The 16202-nt window shown below is 40.7% G+C and carries 15 protein-coding genes; 10 read left to right on the forward strand and 5 right to left on the reverse strand.

The features are described 5' to 3' along the window. The first annotated feature begins 177 nt into the window (after positions 1-177). The 6 genes from IOC57_RS18560 to IOC57_RS18585 all read left to right on the forward strand — a co-directional run bounded on the left by IOC57_RS18560 (position 178) and on the right by IOC57_RS18585 (position 6796). On the forward strand, positions 178-930 hold the full coding sequence (locus IOC57_RS18560) for an ABC transporter ATP-binding protein (RefSeq protein WP_207440075.1): 753 nt from the start codon (positions 178-180) through the stop codon (positions 928-930). Beyond that, positions 923-2539: an ABC transporter permease subunit gene (locus IOC57_RS18565; RefSeq protein WP_207440076.1), complete on the forward strand. Its 1617-nt coding sequence runs from the start codon at positions 923-925 to the stop codon at positions 2537-2539. The genes IOC57_RS18560 and IOC57_RS18565 overlap by 8 nt, the downstream gene beginning before the upstream one ends. 13 nt (positions 2540-2552) lie before the next feature. Beyond that, complete coding sequence (locus tag IOC57_RS18570; RefSeq protein ID WP_207440077.1) at positions 2553-3545, forward strand: ABC transporter substrate-binding protein; 993 nt, start codon at positions 2553-2555, stop codon at positions 3543-3545. 25 nt (positions 3546-3570) lie between these two features. Then, entirely contained in the window at positions 3571-4665 is a 1095-nt protein-coding gene (phnW, locus tag IOC57_RS18575; protein ID WP_207440078.1) for a 2-aminoethylphosphonate--pyruvate transaminase, read from the forward strand. Further along, positions 4662-5477, forward strand: a complete 816-nt coding sequence (gene phnX, locus IOC57_RS18580; protein WP_207440079.1) for a phosphonoacetaldehyde hydrolase — start codon at positions 4662-4664, stop codon at positions 5475-5477. The genes phnW and phnX overlap by 4 nt, the downstream gene beginning before the upstream one ends. Before the next feature lie 254 nt (positions 5478-5731). Next, a complete protein-coding gene (locus tag IOC57_RS18585) occupies positions 5732-6796 on the forward strand; it encodes an NAD(P)/FAD-dependent oxidoreductase (RefSeq protein WP_207440080.1) in 1065 nt (354 codons plus the stop codon). A 199-nt stretch (positions 6797-6995) separates the two neighbouring features. On the opposite strand, the gene IOC57_RS18590 is transcribed toward IOC57_RS18585, so the two are convergent. The 4 genes from IOC57_RS18590 to IOC57_RS18605 form a co-directional block, all read right to left on the reverse strand. Next, entirely contained in the window at positions 6996-8942 is a 1947-nt protein-coding gene (locus IOC57_RS18590; protein WP_207440081.1) for an FtsX-like permease family protein, read from the reverse strand. Further along, entirely contained in the window at positions 8932-9693 is a 762-nt protein-coding gene (locus IOC57_RS18595; protein ID WP_207440082.1) for an ABC transporter ATP-binding protein, read from the reverse strand. Before IOC57_RS18595 ends, IOC57_RS18590 begins: the two co-directional genes overlap by 11 nt. Before the next feature lie 100 nt (positions 9694-9793). Continuing rightward, positions 9794-10798, reverse strand: a complete 1005-nt coding sequence (locus tag IOC57_RS18600; RefSeq protein WP_207440083.1) for a sensor histidine kinase — start codon at positions 10796-10798, stop codon at positions 9794-9796. Beyond that, the gene (locus IOC57_RS18605) at positions 10795-11484 is read right to left on the reverse strand and encodes a response regulator transcription factor (protein ID WP_207440108.1); all 690 of its coding nucleotides are present in this window, start codon (positions 11482-11484) and stop codon (positions 10795-10797) included. Before IOC57_RS18605 ends, IOC57_RS18600 begins: the two co-directional genes overlap by 4 nt. A 156-nt stretch (positions 11485-11640) precedes the next feature. On the opposite strand from IOC57_RS18605, the gene IOC57_RS18610 reads away from it, so the two are divergent. After that, entirely contained in the window at positions 11641-11982 is a 342-nt protein-coding gene (locus tag IOC57_RS18610) for a zinc ribbon domain-containing protein YjdM (protein ID WP_207440084.1), read from the forward strand. Between the two features lie 51 nt (positions 11983-12033). Here the strand turns inward: IOC57_RS18610 and guaC are convergent, their stop codons facing one another. Next, complete coding sequence (guaC, locus tag IOC57_RS18615) at positions 12034-13017, reverse strand: GMP reductase (RefSeq protein WP_207440085.1); 984 nt, start codon at positions 13015-13017, stop codon at positions 12034-12036. A 666-nt stretch (positions 13018-13683) separates the two neighbouring features. Between guaC and IOC57_RS18620 the strand changes: the two genes are divergently transcribed. The 3 genes from IOC57_RS18620 to phnG all read left to right on the forward strand — a co-directional run bounded on the left by IOC57_RS18620 (position 13684) and on the right by phnG (position 16195). Next, complete coding sequence (locus tag IOC57_RS18620; protein WP_207440086.1) at positions 13684-14541, forward strand: PHP domain-containing protein; 858 nt, start codon at positions 13684-13686, stop codon at positions 14539-14541. Between the two features lie 248 nt (positions 14542-14789). Further along, positions 14790-15491, forward strand: coding sequence for a GntR family transcriptional regulator (locus IOC57_RS18625; RefSeq protein ID WP_207440087.1), 702 nt, complete (start codon positions 14790-14792; stop codon positions 15489-15491). Between the two features lie 278 nt (positions 15492-15769). Further along, complete coding sequence (gene phnG, locus IOC57_RS18630) at positions 15770-16195, forward strand: phosphonate C-P lyase system protein PhnG (protein ID WP_207440088.1); 426 nt, start codon at positions 15770-15772, stop codon at positions 16193-16195. Positions 16196-16202 lie beyond the last annotated feature (7 nt).

Raw genomic sequence — 16202 nt, forward strand, 5'->3', positions numbered from 1 at the left:
TGTACTGTGTACCGCGAATATATTCAACAAGTAGATGATAAATATATCGGTAATTAGTCAAAAGTTAGTAATGAGTTAGTAATGAAATGTTCAATATTTACAGAGTATTTACAAAAATCTCAACTTCGTTTTACAAATGGCTTTTATACTAAGGGTGTATTAAAGGAGGTGAACGGTTTGCTAAAATTACAAAACATTAGCAAGCAATTCGATGGAAAATCAGTTTTGGATAATATAAATCTTGAAATTAAAACGGGGGAGATCGTTTCACTATTAGGACCAAGTGGAAGCGGAAAAACTACTTTATTACATATAATTTTGGGATTGACGGGTATCAATCATGGAAAAATCAGTTTCAATGATGCCGATTTGAGAAACGTGTCCATGAAAGACCGGGGATTTAATATCGTTTTTCAGGATTACGCTCTTTTCCCTCATTTAAATGCCTATGAAAATATCGTTTATGGATTGAGGAACAGGAAGGGATCCGTTTCCAAGGAAGAGCTGCAGGAATACATCGATTTCCTGGAACTAGCACCGCATTTGAAAAAAAGGATCAGCGAATTATCCGGGGGTCAGAAACAAAGGGTCTCGATCGCAAGGACTCTTGTAATGAAACCGAAGATCCTCTTGCTTGATGAGCCACTGAGTGCCTTGGATGGTGTAATCAAGGAATCGATAAAGGAACGCATCAAATCCATTGCCCGAGAATATAAGCTGACGACAATCATAGTGACACATGATCCGGAAGAGGCCTTGACGATGTCCGATAAAATTTTGATCATTAATCAAGGAAATATTTCTCAATTTGGATCACCTCAAGAAATCATCAATCAGCCAGCCAATGATTTTGTTAAGGCATTCATTCTTAAACAACTGGAGATCAAGCGAGAAAATATTTATAACTTATTCGGTGAAAGGTATGCCTGATGTAAAACCGGCAATGAGAGTCATTTATATACCTATCTTACTGCTGTTTGCCGCTTTTCTTTTCTTGCCGCTTGGCATATTGTTCGTCCGTTCTTTTGAAACGGCTGATGGAATTAACCTCTCGAATTATCTAACGGTCCTTTCCAATGCAGAGCTGATGCATTCATTTGGAAACAGCGTGAAAATCTCAGGGCTCACAGCCGTCATTACAACCGTTTTGGCCTTTTTCCTGGCCTATTCCATCCATTGCACCCGATTATACAGGCCGTTAAAAGGTGTAATTAAAACAGGGATCCTTATTCCGATGCTGCTTCCGACAATCACTTTCGGGTTTGCGATCATCTACTCTTTCGGCAATCAGGGTATCATCACCAAGATTTTTGGAAGGAATCTATTCGATATATACGGATTTAATGGATTATTGGTAGGTTATGTGATTTATACATTGCCATCAGCTTTTCTTCTCATCAATAATTCCTTCAAGTACATGGATAAAAAGTTCATCATCGTTTCGAAATTAATGGGGGACGGAATGATAAGAAGTTTCATGAATACGATCATACGGCCATTGTCGGGAACTTTGGGAGGAGCCTTTATACTTTCCTTCATCTTGAGCTTCACCGATTTTGGGATACCGGCTTCAGTCGGCGGGACCTATTCCGTTGTTGCGACGCAACTGTATCAAGTCATGCTGGGTTCAATCCCTGATTTCAATAATGGTGCAGTGATTGCCATTCTCATGCTCATTCCGGTAGTATTCAGTGTTTTCCTATTAAACTATCTGGAGAAACTTAACTTTCATTATGAGAAGTTCAGCGATATCGAAATGGCTCAGCACAAAGGGAGGGATATATGTTTTGGGGGTATCTCGATGCTGGTCTTAATGGGGATGTTTTCTGTATTTGCGGTCATGTTCATTGCACCATTTTTAACTAGTTTCCCATATGATCTCTCGTTCACCTTTAAGTACTTTATCGACACATTCCAATCGAGCGATTTAACGGCAGTCTATAAAAACTCCTTATTTGTTGCCTTAATGACGGCTGTACTTGGAACGCTCATTGCCTTTAGCGCAGCAGTTTTGAATGTCCGAACGCCCCTTAGGGGGAAATCGTCAATGGATATCATTTCGATGTTGACGAATACAGTACCGGGAATGGTGTTGGGTTTATCGTATTTGCTGCTTTTCAACGGCAGCAGCTGGAAAGGGTCCTTTGCCATCATCATTTTATGTAACATGGTCCACTTCTTTACGACACCCTATTTAATGGCGAAAAACTCTTTATCCAAAATGAACCCGGCATGGGAAACCACCGGAAATCTATTGGGGGATAGCTGGATCAGGACAATCTATCGGGTCATCCTGCCTAACTCGGCATCTACGGTGATCGAGATGTTCAGTTATTATTTCATCAATAGTATGGTGACGATCAGCGGTATCATCTTTTTGGTCACGGCCCAAACCACATTGGTGGCAAGTAAAATAAAAGAGCTTCAGCATTTTGCCAAATTCAATGAAATATTCATCCTGTCTTTACTTATCTTTTTTACAAATCTAGTCGTGAAGCTGCTTTGTGATCATTATCAAAAAAGGCAATTCAAACATTAATGAGGGGGATATTATGTTTAAGACGATGAAGTTAGCCTTACTGTCTCTAGTTGCTTTAAGTGTGGTATTTGTATTGGTGGGCCGTAACAGCGGCAAAGCGGATGAAGAAAAGGTGGTCATTTATACGAATGGCGATGAAGAAGCCACAGCAGCAATGGAGACTTCCCTGAAAGATGCCGGATACGAAGGGAAATATATCCTCCAATCATTAGGCACGTCTGAATTAGGGGGGAAACTGCTGGCAGAAGGCGGTGAAATTGAGGCTGGTGTCGTGACGATGAGTTCCTATTTCATCGGAAGTGCACAGGATCGGCACTCGATGTTCAAGGACCTGACATTCAGTACAAACGGATTGGAACAACACCCAGCCTATTATACGCCGATTTTGGCAAATACCGGTGCCGTTTTTGTGAATACGGAAGTGCTCAAACAAAAAGGACTGCCGATGCCGGCCTCGATTAAGGACTTAACAAAGCCGGAATTTAAAGGGTTCGTTTCAATTCCTAATATTCTGGACTCTTCAACAGGGTGGCTGTTAGTTCAAGCGATTATCAGTCAATACGGTGACGCGGAAGGGAAAAAGGTTCTCCATGATTTAATAGCAAATAGCGGTCCGCACCTTGAGAGCTCAGGTTCAGGTCCAATCAATAAAGTGCAAGCAGGGGAAGTGGCTGCCGGTTTTGGTTTACGCTATCAAGCCGTGATGGCTAAAGAGTCGGGCTTACCGATAAAGTTTGTCGATCCGACTGAAGGGAATTTCTCCTACACGGAATCTGTCGCTGTCGTGAAAAAAGATAATGAAGCTAAAACAAGTTTAGCGATGAAAATGGCAGAAGTGATCAGTAAAGATGCTAGAGAAGAACTGTTGGAACATTATCCGGTCGCACTTTATGAAGGTGAAAAGGTAAAGGAAAAGAACAAACCGGCCCACCCTATGAAATTCAAGCAGCCATTAACGGTCGAATTATTAAAACAGCATCAAGAGTTCTTTAAATCAGCACAATGATAAATACAGTGAGGAGTGAAGGAAAATGAATACCTATAAACTTTTAACGCCAGGACCGCTGACCACTACAAGTACGGTGAAACAGGAAATGCTTGTCGACCGCTGTACGTGGGAAAATGATTATAAGGAAATCACCCAGAAAATCAGATCCCAGCTACTTGAATTGGCATATGCTGCAAACGGTGAGTATACAGCTGTACTTATGCAGGGAAGCGGTTCGTTTGTTGTAGAATCTGTGCTGACGACAGCACTTTCAAAATCCGATAAAGTGCTGATCATAACGAATGGCGCATATGGGAAACGGATTGTGAAAATGGCGGAGTGCATCGGATTGAGTCATGTGGAATATGGCGTTGAGTACAATGAAATTCCACAGGAAGCTGAAATCCGGAATATTTTACTGGATGATAGTGACATCACACATATTGCAATGGTTCATTGTGAAACGACGACAGGGATTTTAAATCCGATAGAAATAGTTTCGAAGATATCAAAGGAACAAGGGAAAACCTTGATCATTGATGCGATGAGCAGCTTTGGCGGAGTTGAAATGAATGTGCCTGAACTCGGAATCGATTATTTGATCAGCAGTGCAAATAAATGCATTCAAGGAATCCCTGGTTTTGGTTTTGTTCTTGCAAAGATTGAGAAATTATTGGCTTGTGAAGGCAATGCCCGCAGTTTGTCACTGGATTTATATGATCAGTGGAAAGAGATGGACAAGGATGGGAAATGGCGATTCACATCTCCAACACATGTAGTGGCCGCGTTTGCTAAAGCGTTGGAAGAATTAACGGAAGAAGGCGGCATTCCAGCCAGATCCGCCCGCTATAAAAATAATAATGATAGGCTGAGGGAGCTGATGGGTAAATTGGGCATTCGTACATATATCTCACCTGATAAACAATCGCCTATCATTACTACATTCCTTTTTCCTACTGAAACCTTTGATTTTGTGGAATTCTACAATTTTATCAAAGAGAGGGGTTACGTCATATACCCCGGAAAGCTTACAGACATAGATACATTCCGTATCGGAAATATTGGCGAAATCCATGAAGAGGATATCGAGGAACTTGGTAAGATCGCAGAAAAATATATGAAAGTGGTGACAGTATGAATAAGGTAGAGGGAATCATTTTGGATTGGGCTGGAACGGCTGTGGATTTTGGATGTTTTGCGCCAGTGAATGTTTTTGTGGATATTTTTAAGAATGCTGGAGTGGAAGTGACGATGGAAGAAGCCAGGGCTCCGATGGGCATGCTGAAAATCGACCATATTCGTGCGATGCTGACCATGCCAAGGATATCTTCAATATGGGAAGAACAATACGGAAGGCCATTCAATGAGGGAGACGTTGAAAAACTATATGCTGAATTCGAACCGGCACTAATGATGTCATTGGCGGATTATACAGATCCCATTCCAGGGGTTATCGAGACGGTGAAAGCATTAAGAAATCGCGGCCTGAAGATTGGGTCGACAACGGGATATACGGATACAATGATGGGGGTCGTCGTGGCAAATGCTTTGAAAAAAGGGTATCGGCCGGATTTCCATGTAACCCCGGATGCAACCAACTCGTTTGGAAGACCTTATCCATACATGATATATCGGAATATGGAAGAATTGAAGTTGACCGCAGCATGGAAGGTAGTGAAGGTAGGAGATACCATTTCCGATATGCAAGAGGGAGTGAATGCTGGGGTATGGTCGGTCGGAATCATTGTCGGAAGCTCCGAGATGGGATTGAGTTTGGATGAGTATACAAGTTTACCAGAACGAGATAAACAAAATCTCATCACTAAAACGGCAGAAACCTTTATGGAAAACGGAGCAGACTTTACCATCAGAACGATGGAGGATTTACCTGAACTCATAGACCGCATCAACCTTCTTATAGCAGAAGGGAAAAGACCTCGTTCAAGCTAACATTCAGTGTGAAAAAAAGTGCAGCAACTTTTGTCCTTGAGTGGGGATGAAGGATTGCTGCACTTTTTTCGTTTGCCACTTCTCTGAACAACCTTACATTCGCTTTTCCAACTCATTCATACTGCATAATAAATCGTATTTTTTGAAAAAAACTGAGTTATTTAACGGCTGCTTATTGTAAAAAATGAAAAAAGAGTGTACCATTAAATGAGAATGATAATCAATCACACTTGATTACCGGGGAGTGGACGTAAATGGAGCAGCAAGATTTATTTGATGTAACGGTTATTGGGGGAGGGCCAGCAGGCCTTTACTCCACTTTTTATAGCGGACTTAGAGAAATGAAAGTGAAACTGATTGAATACCAGCCACGGCTAGGCGGGAAAATTCATGTCTATCCAGAGAAAATGATTTGGGATGTAGGAGGGCTGACACCCACTACCGGGGAAAAATTAATTGAGCAGCTAGTGGAGCAAGGTTTAACATTCAATCCAACAGTCGTCCTGAATGAAAAAGTGGAATCAATCACACGTAATGAAGAAGGTATCTTCGTTTTACATACCGCTTCAGGGCAAATGCACTTTTCCAAAACGATCATTGTCGCGGTTGGCGGCGGAATTCTGAATCCGCAAAAGTTGGAAATTGACGGGGCTGAAAGGTTTGAAGTCTCCAATTTAAACTATACTGTTAAGTCTTTCAATCGTTTCAAGGATAAGACGGTGATCATTTCAGGCGGCGGGAATTCTGCCATAGACTGGGCAAATGAATTGGAGCCCATCGCCAAAAAGGTGTATCTGACTTACAGGAAAGATAGTTTGGCAGGTCATGAATCACAAGCAAGGCAATTGATGGAAAGCTCTGCTGTTTGTTTCTTGAATACGACGATTACAAAACTGATCGCCTGCGCTGATCATGAATCAATCGAACATGTTGAACTGACGAATCATGCAACGGGAGAGGTTTCGTACTTGCCGATCGATGAAGTCATCATCAATCATGGTTATGAGCGTGATACTTCGCTGCTTCGAAATAGTAAAGTGGATATTGCCATAGCCGACAATTATTATATTGAAGGTACTCCTTCAAGTGAATCCTCGATGGATGGAATATACGCTGCCGGCGATATCTTAAAGCATGAAGGTAAATTGAACCTGATAGCAGGTACTTTTCAAGATGCAGCAAATGCCGTAAACAAGGCAAAGCAATATATCCAGCCTGACGCTCACGGAGTCGGAATGGTTTCTTCCCATAATGAAATCTTTAAAAAGCGCAACAGGGAATTGATCAAGGAAATGATGAAACCGGCTGGGGTACTTTAATGGAAACGGAAAGCAGGTTCGAAATGTCTCACCCTGAACCATGTTGAATCCCATTGGATTAAAGAAATTTGCGACGATTCTGCCGTCTTAATCAACTGGAATGTTTTTTAGAAAAAACGCTAGGCAAACTGACTCTTCTCAGGATTTTGCTACATTGTAAAAGCTCCAGGTCCTCATGGGCCCTGGAGCTTTTAGCAATTTATAGAGATTCTTTAATGACCTTCTTGTAATGGAATACGGAGAGGATTCCGAAGATCGAATACAATGCCGTGTATAATGCCATAACGATGATCATCGGGGTCCAAACTTCGGTCCCGAATAAGAACCATCCCGATTGGACTGCGAAATAACTGTGAAGCAGCCCGACGACTAAAGGGATGCCGAAATTGAAAACTTGTTTTGCTTGGATCCCTCTTAGTAAGTCACCGCGCGTGAATCCCAGTTTTCTTAAGATGGTATAATTGGGTTTTTCACTTTCACTTTCATCCATTTGTTTGAAATACAGGATACAACCGGATGTGATGAGGAAGGTTAATCCCAAGAATCCTACGATGAACATGATAAGACCCATATTCTTCTTCTGGGTGTTGAACATTTCAAATTGGGAATCATTCACATGTTCTTCTTTAAAACTCATTTTATTGAATAGATCATTCGCTTTTTCTAGTTCAGCTTCCTCCTTCACATCAATGCCGATATTTACAGATGAAACTTTCTGGATTTTCGGGTCGACATCCTTTTTCAGACGGTCGAATATCGTTTGGTCTACAATGGCAACGGGCAGTCCGCCATTCGTGAAGTAATAGGACAAGATGCTATCATCATTCAATCCCATGAAAGTTTGCGGAATCACTTCATGTTTGCCCTTCAGTTCAATATTTCCGGTATCCTTCAAGGACATGACCTTCTCCATCATATTACTGTATCCGCTGAAAAGGGTCTCATCTTCAGCGAGGTTGATTCCATTAACGGATTCATCACTGATGACGGGAACGGTCATGATGTCCGGGTCGAAGTTCACTCCTTCCAGGCTTGTTTCCATTATTTCCTTTACATTAATATCTGCTTGAATGACATCGATCACCTTTTCGTCATAATCGATTTTACTGTCTGATAAAGCTTCTTTGAATGCATCTGCATCTTCCATATCTGTCATGGAAAAATCGGTAGGGATATAGCTTTGTGCCATTTTCTCCGCTGAGTAGTAGGAGATATAGCTTAATGATAATAATCCGATCGCCAGAGCGGAAACGGTCGTGATGATCGTCAATAATATCGCATTCGATTTCATCCGGAACATGATGGATGAAAGGGACAATACTTCATTGATGTTCAAATATCCATTTTTCTTTTTACGGATGATATTAAAGATGAAGCTTACGGATCCTTTATAGAATAGGTAGGTACCGATGATGACGGATGCCAAAATGAAGATCATGGCCATAAAAAGCTCGGTCATCTCTGAAAAAGCTCCATCGAATAATTTGGATGAGATGACATAGCCGGCAATGATCAGGATGATTCCGAATATCCCGATGATCATTTCGAACATCGAAACCTTTTTCACTTTTCCCTCCGTCATTGAAGTCACTCTAAATAATGATAAGATGGTCTGCCTTTTAATGAAGGCATAATTCATCAACATGATGAAAAGATAAATGGCGCTAAAAACGAGAATGGTTTGAACAAGCGGCTGAAAAGAAAATGTAAGGGTCGCAATCGCCTGGACACCCATTATTTTAAATAGTATCATGATGATCAATTTTGAAGCGGCAAACCCTACAAAGATTCCCAGGAATACGGAACAGAAATACAGGATCAGGTTTTCCACACTCAGGATACGGAATATCCTGTTCTTGGTCATGCCTATCAATTGGAATAAGCCAATCTCTTTACTACGTCTTTTAATGAAAATGCTGTTGGCATATAAAAGGAATATGGAGACAATCGCAACAAGCAGGATCGATGCAGCCTTGATGGATGCGGCTCCTTTCACCGTACCCTCCGCTTCATCCAGCGATGGGTCATATTGCAAGGTGACAAAGGCAAAGTAAAGGGAAGCGCTAAAGACAAGGGCAAAAACATAGAGATAATAGTTCTTCAGATTCTTCTTCAGATTTCGAAAAATGAGTTGATTAATGCTCATTTTGAACCCCTCCCAATACACCTTGTGTTTTCATGATGTCCTTGAAGAAGGTTTGTCTGGATTCTTCACCTTTATTCAATTGCGTATATATTTGTCCATCTTTAATGAAAATGACTCGGCTGCAATAACTGGCCGCAACTGGATCATGGGTTACCATGATGATGGTCGCTTTGCGCTTTTGATTCATTTCACTCAGTTTGTTCAGTAAATCGGAAGCTGATTTGGAGTCTAGCGCCCCAGTCGGTTCATCCGCAAAAATGATACTTGGATCATGGATGAAAGCCCGTGCTGCAGACGTACGCTGTTTTTGGCCACCGGAAATTTCATTGGGGTATTTATCCTTCACTTCATATATGCCCAGTTCTTTCGCCACGGTATCAAACTTTTGTGCCGCTTCAATATTGGGCGTTTTGGTAATGGATAAGGGCAGAAGGATATTTTCTTTGACAGTCAATGTATCCAATAAGTTATATTCCTGGAAGATGAATCCCAGATGGTTCTTCCGAAATTCGGCCAACTTCTTTTCCTTCATCCCTGAAATCACCTTTCCATCAATCGTAATGGTGCCGTTGCTGATTTTATCGATCGAGGAAAGGACATTAAGCAAAGTCGTTTTTCCTGAACCGGATGCACCCATGATACTTACGAATTCACCTTCTTGTATGCTTATATCGAGACCCTTTAATACTTCTTGTTTATTGAATTTATTACCATAGATTTTATGGATTTTTTTCGCTTCTAATATATTCACTTGGATACACTCCTTTTTTTCTATATCCTTATTATAAAAGGCCATGTATTTCTTTTCCTTCGTTTGGACGAACAAAGAATAAAAGCATGTGACACTTTTGTCACATGCTTGTGATATTCACGAAATCATTTCTTTTTGGGAAGGTCAAGGTAACGGTCGTTCCGATTCCAAGCTCTGATTTCACGTCTATGGAGATGAATAGCGACTCGGCTGCATTCTTGGTTAAATATAAACCCATGCCAGTTGCCGCATTGTCACGATGATTCGTCGTGGAAGTAAATCCTTTATCAAATACCCGGGATAAATCTTTTGGGTCGATGCCCCGTCCGGAATCCTTCACTTCAAGAACCGTTTGTTCAGCTTGTTCATGGCTATATATCGTGATATCCGAGTTTTCACTGTATTTAATGGAGTTGGTCAAGAGCTGCCTCATGATGAAGGACAGCCATTTGGCATCAGTGAGCACTTCGGTTACATCCAATTGTAAGTCGAAGCCGATTCCTTTTTGAATGCACCATGATTGCAGCGTTTTAATCTCATCAAAGATTATTGTTTCCAAATCGGTTTTCTCTATATACAAATCATTTTCGATGAAAGGCATGCGCCTTTGATGGAGCTGCTGATCAAGAAGCAGGTGAATGCGCAGCCACTCATAAGTCAAATGGGATTTCAGCAATTCATTATCCAAGCGATCAATCATTAAATGCATCGTCGTCAAGGGTGTCTTCACTTCATGAATCCAAGATAATAATTCATCCTTTTCCTGCTCTAAAGTCATTTGACCAATTGCTGCGGATTGCTTCAATATTTCGGTTTGGTTAATGATGCTGTTTTCTATGATTTTTTCGAAAGGGCTTTCCGGTTCGGCTATCTTCGTAATATCCAGGTTGTCTTCCCGCGCTTCTAAACTTTTATAAAAATATGTTTCTTTTTTATAGCGGAATATCAAAAACATACTGAATATGAGCAATGATAAAAAAACAATATACAGTATGGGCTTTAACGGAATAGCCGAATCAAGATAAGCGACAAAGATAATGAATAGATGAAGTAGTATATAGAAAATGATCCAGCTGAACCTTTCCATGAGATATTTTCTGATCATGCATTTGCCTCTTCCACGGCGATGTAGCCCTGTCCAACCTTCGTTTCGATAAAATGCCCTAACCCCAGTTCATCCAACCTCTTTCGTAAACGGTTCACATTCACTGTAAGGGTGTTATCACTTATGAAACGTTTGTCATCCCATAAGCTGTTGATCAATTCTTCGCGGCTTACGATCTTGTTTTTCCGTTCAATGAGCTTTTTCAAGATGAAAATTTCATTCTTCGTCAATTCGATTGTGCCAGTCTCGGCCGATACCGTGTTCTTCTCGTAATCCACAGTTGCACCGCACCAGGTTTTCAATTCCACCTTTTCGGTATTGTAATTATAGACACGGCGAAGGGTGGCCTGTATCTTTGCGATGAGTACATCAAAATGAAAAGGCTTTTGGATAAAATCATCAGCTCCCAGCTGCATGGACATCACCATGTCGGTAGGATGATCACGTGAAGATAAAAAGATGATGGGAACATTGGAATGGGTCCGGATCATTCTGCACCAATGAAACCCATCAAACTTCGGTAATTGTATATCAATGATGACCAAATCAGGTTTGATGTCCGTGAATTCCTGAATCACTTTACTAAAATCGCCGATTCCGTAAATATCATATGACCATTGCGCCAATCTATCTTTAATTTCATTGGATAATGTCGTATCATCTTCTATCAATAGTATTTTAAACAATGGGTTCACCGCACTTTCCAGCTTTTCTTAAAAGTATATAGTAAATCCTTTATAGGTTCTAGAAGAAGGGAGGAACTAGAGCTGTAATCGTCTACCGGTTGTATGTAAACCAATATTATATTAAAATTGAGGATAACGAATGGAGGAAGTGAATTTATGTCTGATTTTCCAAATTGCCCAGCATGTGATTCAGAATATACATACGAAGACGGGAGTCTTTTTGTTTGCCCGGAATGCGCCCATGAGTGGCCGGTGGAAGCGGAAACGGAAAATGATGATCAAAAGAAGACGATCAAAGATGCTAATGGAAATGCCTTGAACGATGGTGATACTGTTACGGTAATCAAGGATCTTAAGGTGAAAGGAAGCTCATCCGTCTTAAAAATGGGCACTAAAGTCAAAAGTATCCGTCTAGTCGATGGTGATCATGATATTGATTGCAAGATTGATGGTTTTGGGGCAATGAAATTAAAATCCCAATTTGTTAAAAAGGTATAATTAAAAAAACGGCCTAATCCATGGATTAGGCCGTTTTTTTTGCGTTAAGGATTAATAAACTTTGTCACCGTTAAAGATTGAATTCTTGACGACAACATAATCCACATTACGGATGGCTTCCAACTTGGTTCCACCGGCATATGAAATGGAAGACTGAAGATCTTGTTCCATTTCCTTTAACGTATCATCCAAAGATCCTTTGTGCTCGACAAACATCTTTTTGCCTTCAACGTTTTTCTTTTCACCTTTTTGGAATTCAGAAGCTGAACCAAAGTATTCTTTAAAGGCCTTTCCATCTTTCTCGATCGTTTGACCTGGAGATTCCTCATGTCCGGCAAATAATGAACCGATCATGACCATCGAAGCGCCAAATCTAACTGATTTAGCAATATCCCCGTTCGTGCGAATGCCGCCGTCAGCTATGATTGGCTTGCTTGCCGCTTTTGCACACCAGCGAAGTGCAGCTAGCTGCCAGCCGCCCGTTCCAAATCCAGTCTTGATTTTAGTGATGCATACTTTCCCAGGTCCAATACCCACCTTTGTAGCATCAGCACCGGCATGTTCCAATTCCCGTACCGCTTCAGGAGTACCGACATTTCCAGCAATGACAAAACTTTCAGGTAAATGCTTTTTAATATGCTGTATCATCTTTATCACGGCATTGGAATGGCCGTGTGCAATATCTATCGTAATGTATTCAGGGACAATGTTGTCTTCCGATAATTGCTCAATGAATCCGTATTCTTCTTCTTTTACGCCTACACTGATGGATGCGATCAATTCTCTTGAATGCATGTCCTTAATGAAAGTCAGTCGTTTCTCTGGCTCAAAACGATGCATTACATAAAAGTAACCGTTTTCAGCCAAGTAAATGGCAATCTTTTCATCAATGATCGTTTGCATATTGGCAGGTACTACAGGTAACTTGAATGTATGTTTACCTAAAGTAACGGATGTATCACACTCAGAACGGCTATTTACTACACATTTTGCAGGAATTAATTGAATATCTTCATAATCAAACACGTTTTCCATGTTACGCACCTCTATATACGAATATTTTTGTCTTTATACATAAAAATTGTTCGCCCACTAGGTAATGTACATCATTTTTGACAGTAAGTCAAAATTTTTAATGATTTTATTTTGATTTTATTTCAGCAGATGGGAAATCCGTAACAGGGTAATAGGCTGAAAAGGCGAACGAACATGAATTTCCTCTCCCTGGACGCACTTTTCCCATAGGAGTCTCCGACACCCGATCCAATCAACTTTTATTTTACATTTTATCGACAGAAGTAGGTTCGGAATGACCTCATTCCGAAGCATGATTTTAAACCCCTTCATGTATTTTTCCTGTAATCCTTAATGGATTAAAGAAACTTGAGAGACTCCTGCCGAATACCTGACTAGCCAAGACCCCTGATGCGCTTGCTTTGATGGGGCTTGGCAGACAGTTGGCGGAAAGGGAGCGGATTACTGAAATCAACTGGAATGTTCTTTTTAGATAAAACGGCAGGCTGGTCATCCTGAACCATATTCCTTAACGTTTTTATTTATCTACAGCCTAAAATACTTAAGTATTTTCACCAAACTATATGACTTTTACACATTTACGTTTTTTTACATCATCTTAACGTTGATCGACATGACACTAAGTTAAAATGAAAATGGTTAACGAATAAGAATGGGGGGATTGGCATGAAGGTTGAATTGCATTGTCATACGAACATTTCAGATGGTTCCAGTTCTTTTGAAGAACTATTGGAGGTTGCAAAAAGGGAAAGCATTGGCCATTTAGCGATTACGAATCATGATACAACGATGAGATTGAAAGAGATGGTGGAAAGGGGAAAGGAAATAGGAATTGAAATCATCCCTGGTATAGAAGTTTCTGGTTATGATTTTGCAAGGGGCAGGCGTGTACATATTTTGGGATATTTTATTGATCCTGGTCATAAGGCACTCGAGGACCTATGTAATCCATTGATTGAAAAGAGGAATGAAGCTTCTGAAAAAATGGTGGAGCGGCTAATTGAGGCAGGATATCGAATAACTTGGGAACAAGTTTCTAAATTCAGGGGAGGAACCGGTGTTTATAAACAGCATATTATGCTAGCGCTGCGGGAATCTGGTTATACGGATTCTATCTATGGAGATTTGTATAAGAAAATCTTCAGTCGCGGCCAAAATGGAGAAGAGCCAGGCATTGCCTTTATTCCTATAGAGTATGTGGATGCTATTCTGGCTGTGAAGGCGATTCGTGCAGCCGGAGGCGTTCCGGTCCTTGCTCATCCTGGACAATACGGAAGTTTCGAAATGATTCCTGATCTTGTTGAAGCAGGGCTTGAAGGGATAGAAGTTCTTCACCCGCATCATGGGCATGCAGAAGAGGAAAGAGCGATTTCATATGCAGATCGATTTAATCTCATTAAGACAGGAGGTTCGGATTTTCATGGGGATTATGTGGAGAAGCCGATTCGTCTTGGCAGTATGAGCCCAGGAAAGGAATGTGTGAATGCTTTGAAATTAAGGAAAAAAAGCATGGCCATTAAATGATGAAAAATATCGATTCGAAAACAGGATTTTGCTGTAAAAGCGACCTGCCCATATGTTGGATGAGCCATTTGAAAGACTGAACCATGCAGGATGGCGTTTTGAAAAGATTGATAAAATATGTATTTCCTTCGTCCTGGTATTTGACCAGGACTTTTTTTTACAAGAAAGTCATGGTAGCTTCATATTTTCTCATTACACTGACTTTAAAATAGGTATGGGCAGACCGAATATTTAAAGGGGGATTTCTGTTGGGGGAAAAGAACTTTTTAGTGGATCATTTGATATCGGAAATTAAGAGCGGGACCTTTCAATTGGATAAAAAGTTACCTTCAGAGCATATACTCGCTGACCAATTTAATGTTCCAAGAATGGTTGTCAGGAAGGCATATGAGCAGCTTCAAGATTTAGGATTTATCTATTCAAAACAAGGTAAGGGAAGTTATGTCCAGGAAACCAAGAAGCAAATTCCGTTAATACTATCCGGAGATGTTAGTTTCACCGAGAAAATGAAAGAATTCCAGTTTTCCTTTCAAACGAGTACTATTGTTTGCGAAGAAATTCCTTATGATCAAAAGGTTTTTCAAAGCCTCGAGGCGGAAAGCGATGACAAGGTCTTTAAAATTGGCAGGCTTAGGTTAATGGACGGTTTCCCGATTGCCCTTCATACATCTTTTGTAGCAAAATCAACATTTCCTGAAATAGAAAAGGACGGTCCTGATATTACCTCTATGTTTCAATATTATAGGCAGCATGGTTATGTAGAGTTCGGATCCAGCAGCAGTACGCTGAATGTGATTTTTCCCACTTTATTCGAACGGGATATTTTGCAGTGTTCAAGTTTGATTCCACTGTTGCAAGTGGAATCATTATGCCGGGATAAGCGGAGCAATCAAGTACTTGAGCACACGGTCATAATCTACCGAAGTGATTGTTTTACATATGTTATATAAAAACTTCCATTCCAGATATCGCTCGAACTCACTCGTGAATGCTCCGAATTCACGAGTGAAAGTACGAAACTCACGAGTGAATGCTCCGAATCCACGAGAAAAAGTACGAAACTCACGAGTGAAGCTCCGAATACACACATAAAGCATGCAATTTGAATTATGTGGCTGGCTTTAACAAATTTCATACAAAGATTTACTCTTTCTTAACGGACGTACACTTGGCAACAAGATACATTGAAGATGTTAGCTTGAAACTAAAACATTTGGAGGCCAATGGAATGAGAAGAAGGGAAAGAACCGAGATTTTGATTCAAGGCTCTGAGGGCATTGCGAAGGAATTTGCCAAGGAAATAGCAATGAAATATAAAGTTACCGTCATTCAAAAGCCAGAGAGTGCCCTTGTGCAGCTAAAGACAAGGGAAACGGCAAAAAAGAGCTTGTTTTATCTAGGGGAAATGCTGGTGACTGAATGCACGGTCCAAATCCAGGATTCAATCGGGATTGGTATCGTTAAGGGACATCGGGAAGAGCTGGCACAAAGTTTAGCTATCATTGATGCTGCTTATCAGGCTGATCTTGGTGAAACAAGACTATGGTCACATGTTTTAGAAAATGAGAAGAAGAATATACAGAAAAATCTTCAAGAGCTGAATCGATCTATCTTAAGGACCAAGGTGAACTTTGAAACGATGGATGTTCAATAAGAGGGGG

It is taken from the genome of Bacillus sp. SD075 (assembly GCF_017355165.1).
GTDB lineage: Bacteria > Bacillota > Bacilli > Bacillales > DSM-1321 > Peribacillus.

Excerpts from the sequence above, each read along its gene's own strand:
- IOC57_RS18565 (WP_207440076.1), top strand. The coding sequence starts at position 923 with ATGCCTGATGTAAAACCGGCAATGAGAGTCATTTATATACCTATCTTA.
- IOC57_RS18570 (WP_207440077.1), top strand. The coding sequence starts at position 2,553 with ATGTTTAAGACGATGAAGTTAGCCTTACTGTCTCTAGTTGCTTTAAGT.
- phnW (WP_207440078.1), top strand. The coding sequence starts at position 3,571 with ATGAATACCTATAAACTTTTAACGCCAGGACCGCTGACCACTACAAGT.
- phnX (WP_207440079.1), top strand. The coding sequence starts at position 4,662 with ATGAATAAGGTAGAGGGAATCATTTTGGATTGGGCTGGAACGGCTGTG.
- IOC57_RS18585 (WP_207440080.1), top strand. The coding sequence starts at position 5,732 with ATGGAGCAGCAAGATTTATTTGATGTAACGGTTATTGGGGGAGGGCCA.
- IOC57_RS18590 (WP_207440081.1), bottom strand. The coding sequence starts at position 8,942 with ATGAGCATTAATCAACTCATTTTTCGAAATCTGAAGAAGAATCTGAAG.
- IOC57_RS18600 (WP_207440083.1), bottom strand. The coding sequence starts at position 10,798 with ATGATCAGAAAATATCTCATGGAAAGGTTCAGCTGGATCATTTTCTAT.
- IOC57_RS18610 (WP_207440084.1), top strand. The coding sequence starts at position 11,641 with ATGTCTGATTTTCCAAATTGCCCAGCATGTGATTCAGAATATACATAC.
- guaC (WP_207440085.1), bottom strand. The coding sequence starts at position 13,017 with ATGGAAAACGTGTTTGATTATGAAGATATTCAATTAATTCCTGCAAAA.
- IOC57_RS18620 (WP_207440086.1), top strand. The coding sequence starts at position 13,684 with ATGAAGGTTGAATTGCATTGTCATACGAACATTTCAGATGGTTCCAGT.
- phnG (WP_207440088.1), top strand. The coding sequence starts at position 15,770 with ATGAGAAGAAGGGAAAGAACCGAGATTTTGATTCAAGGCTCTGAGGGC.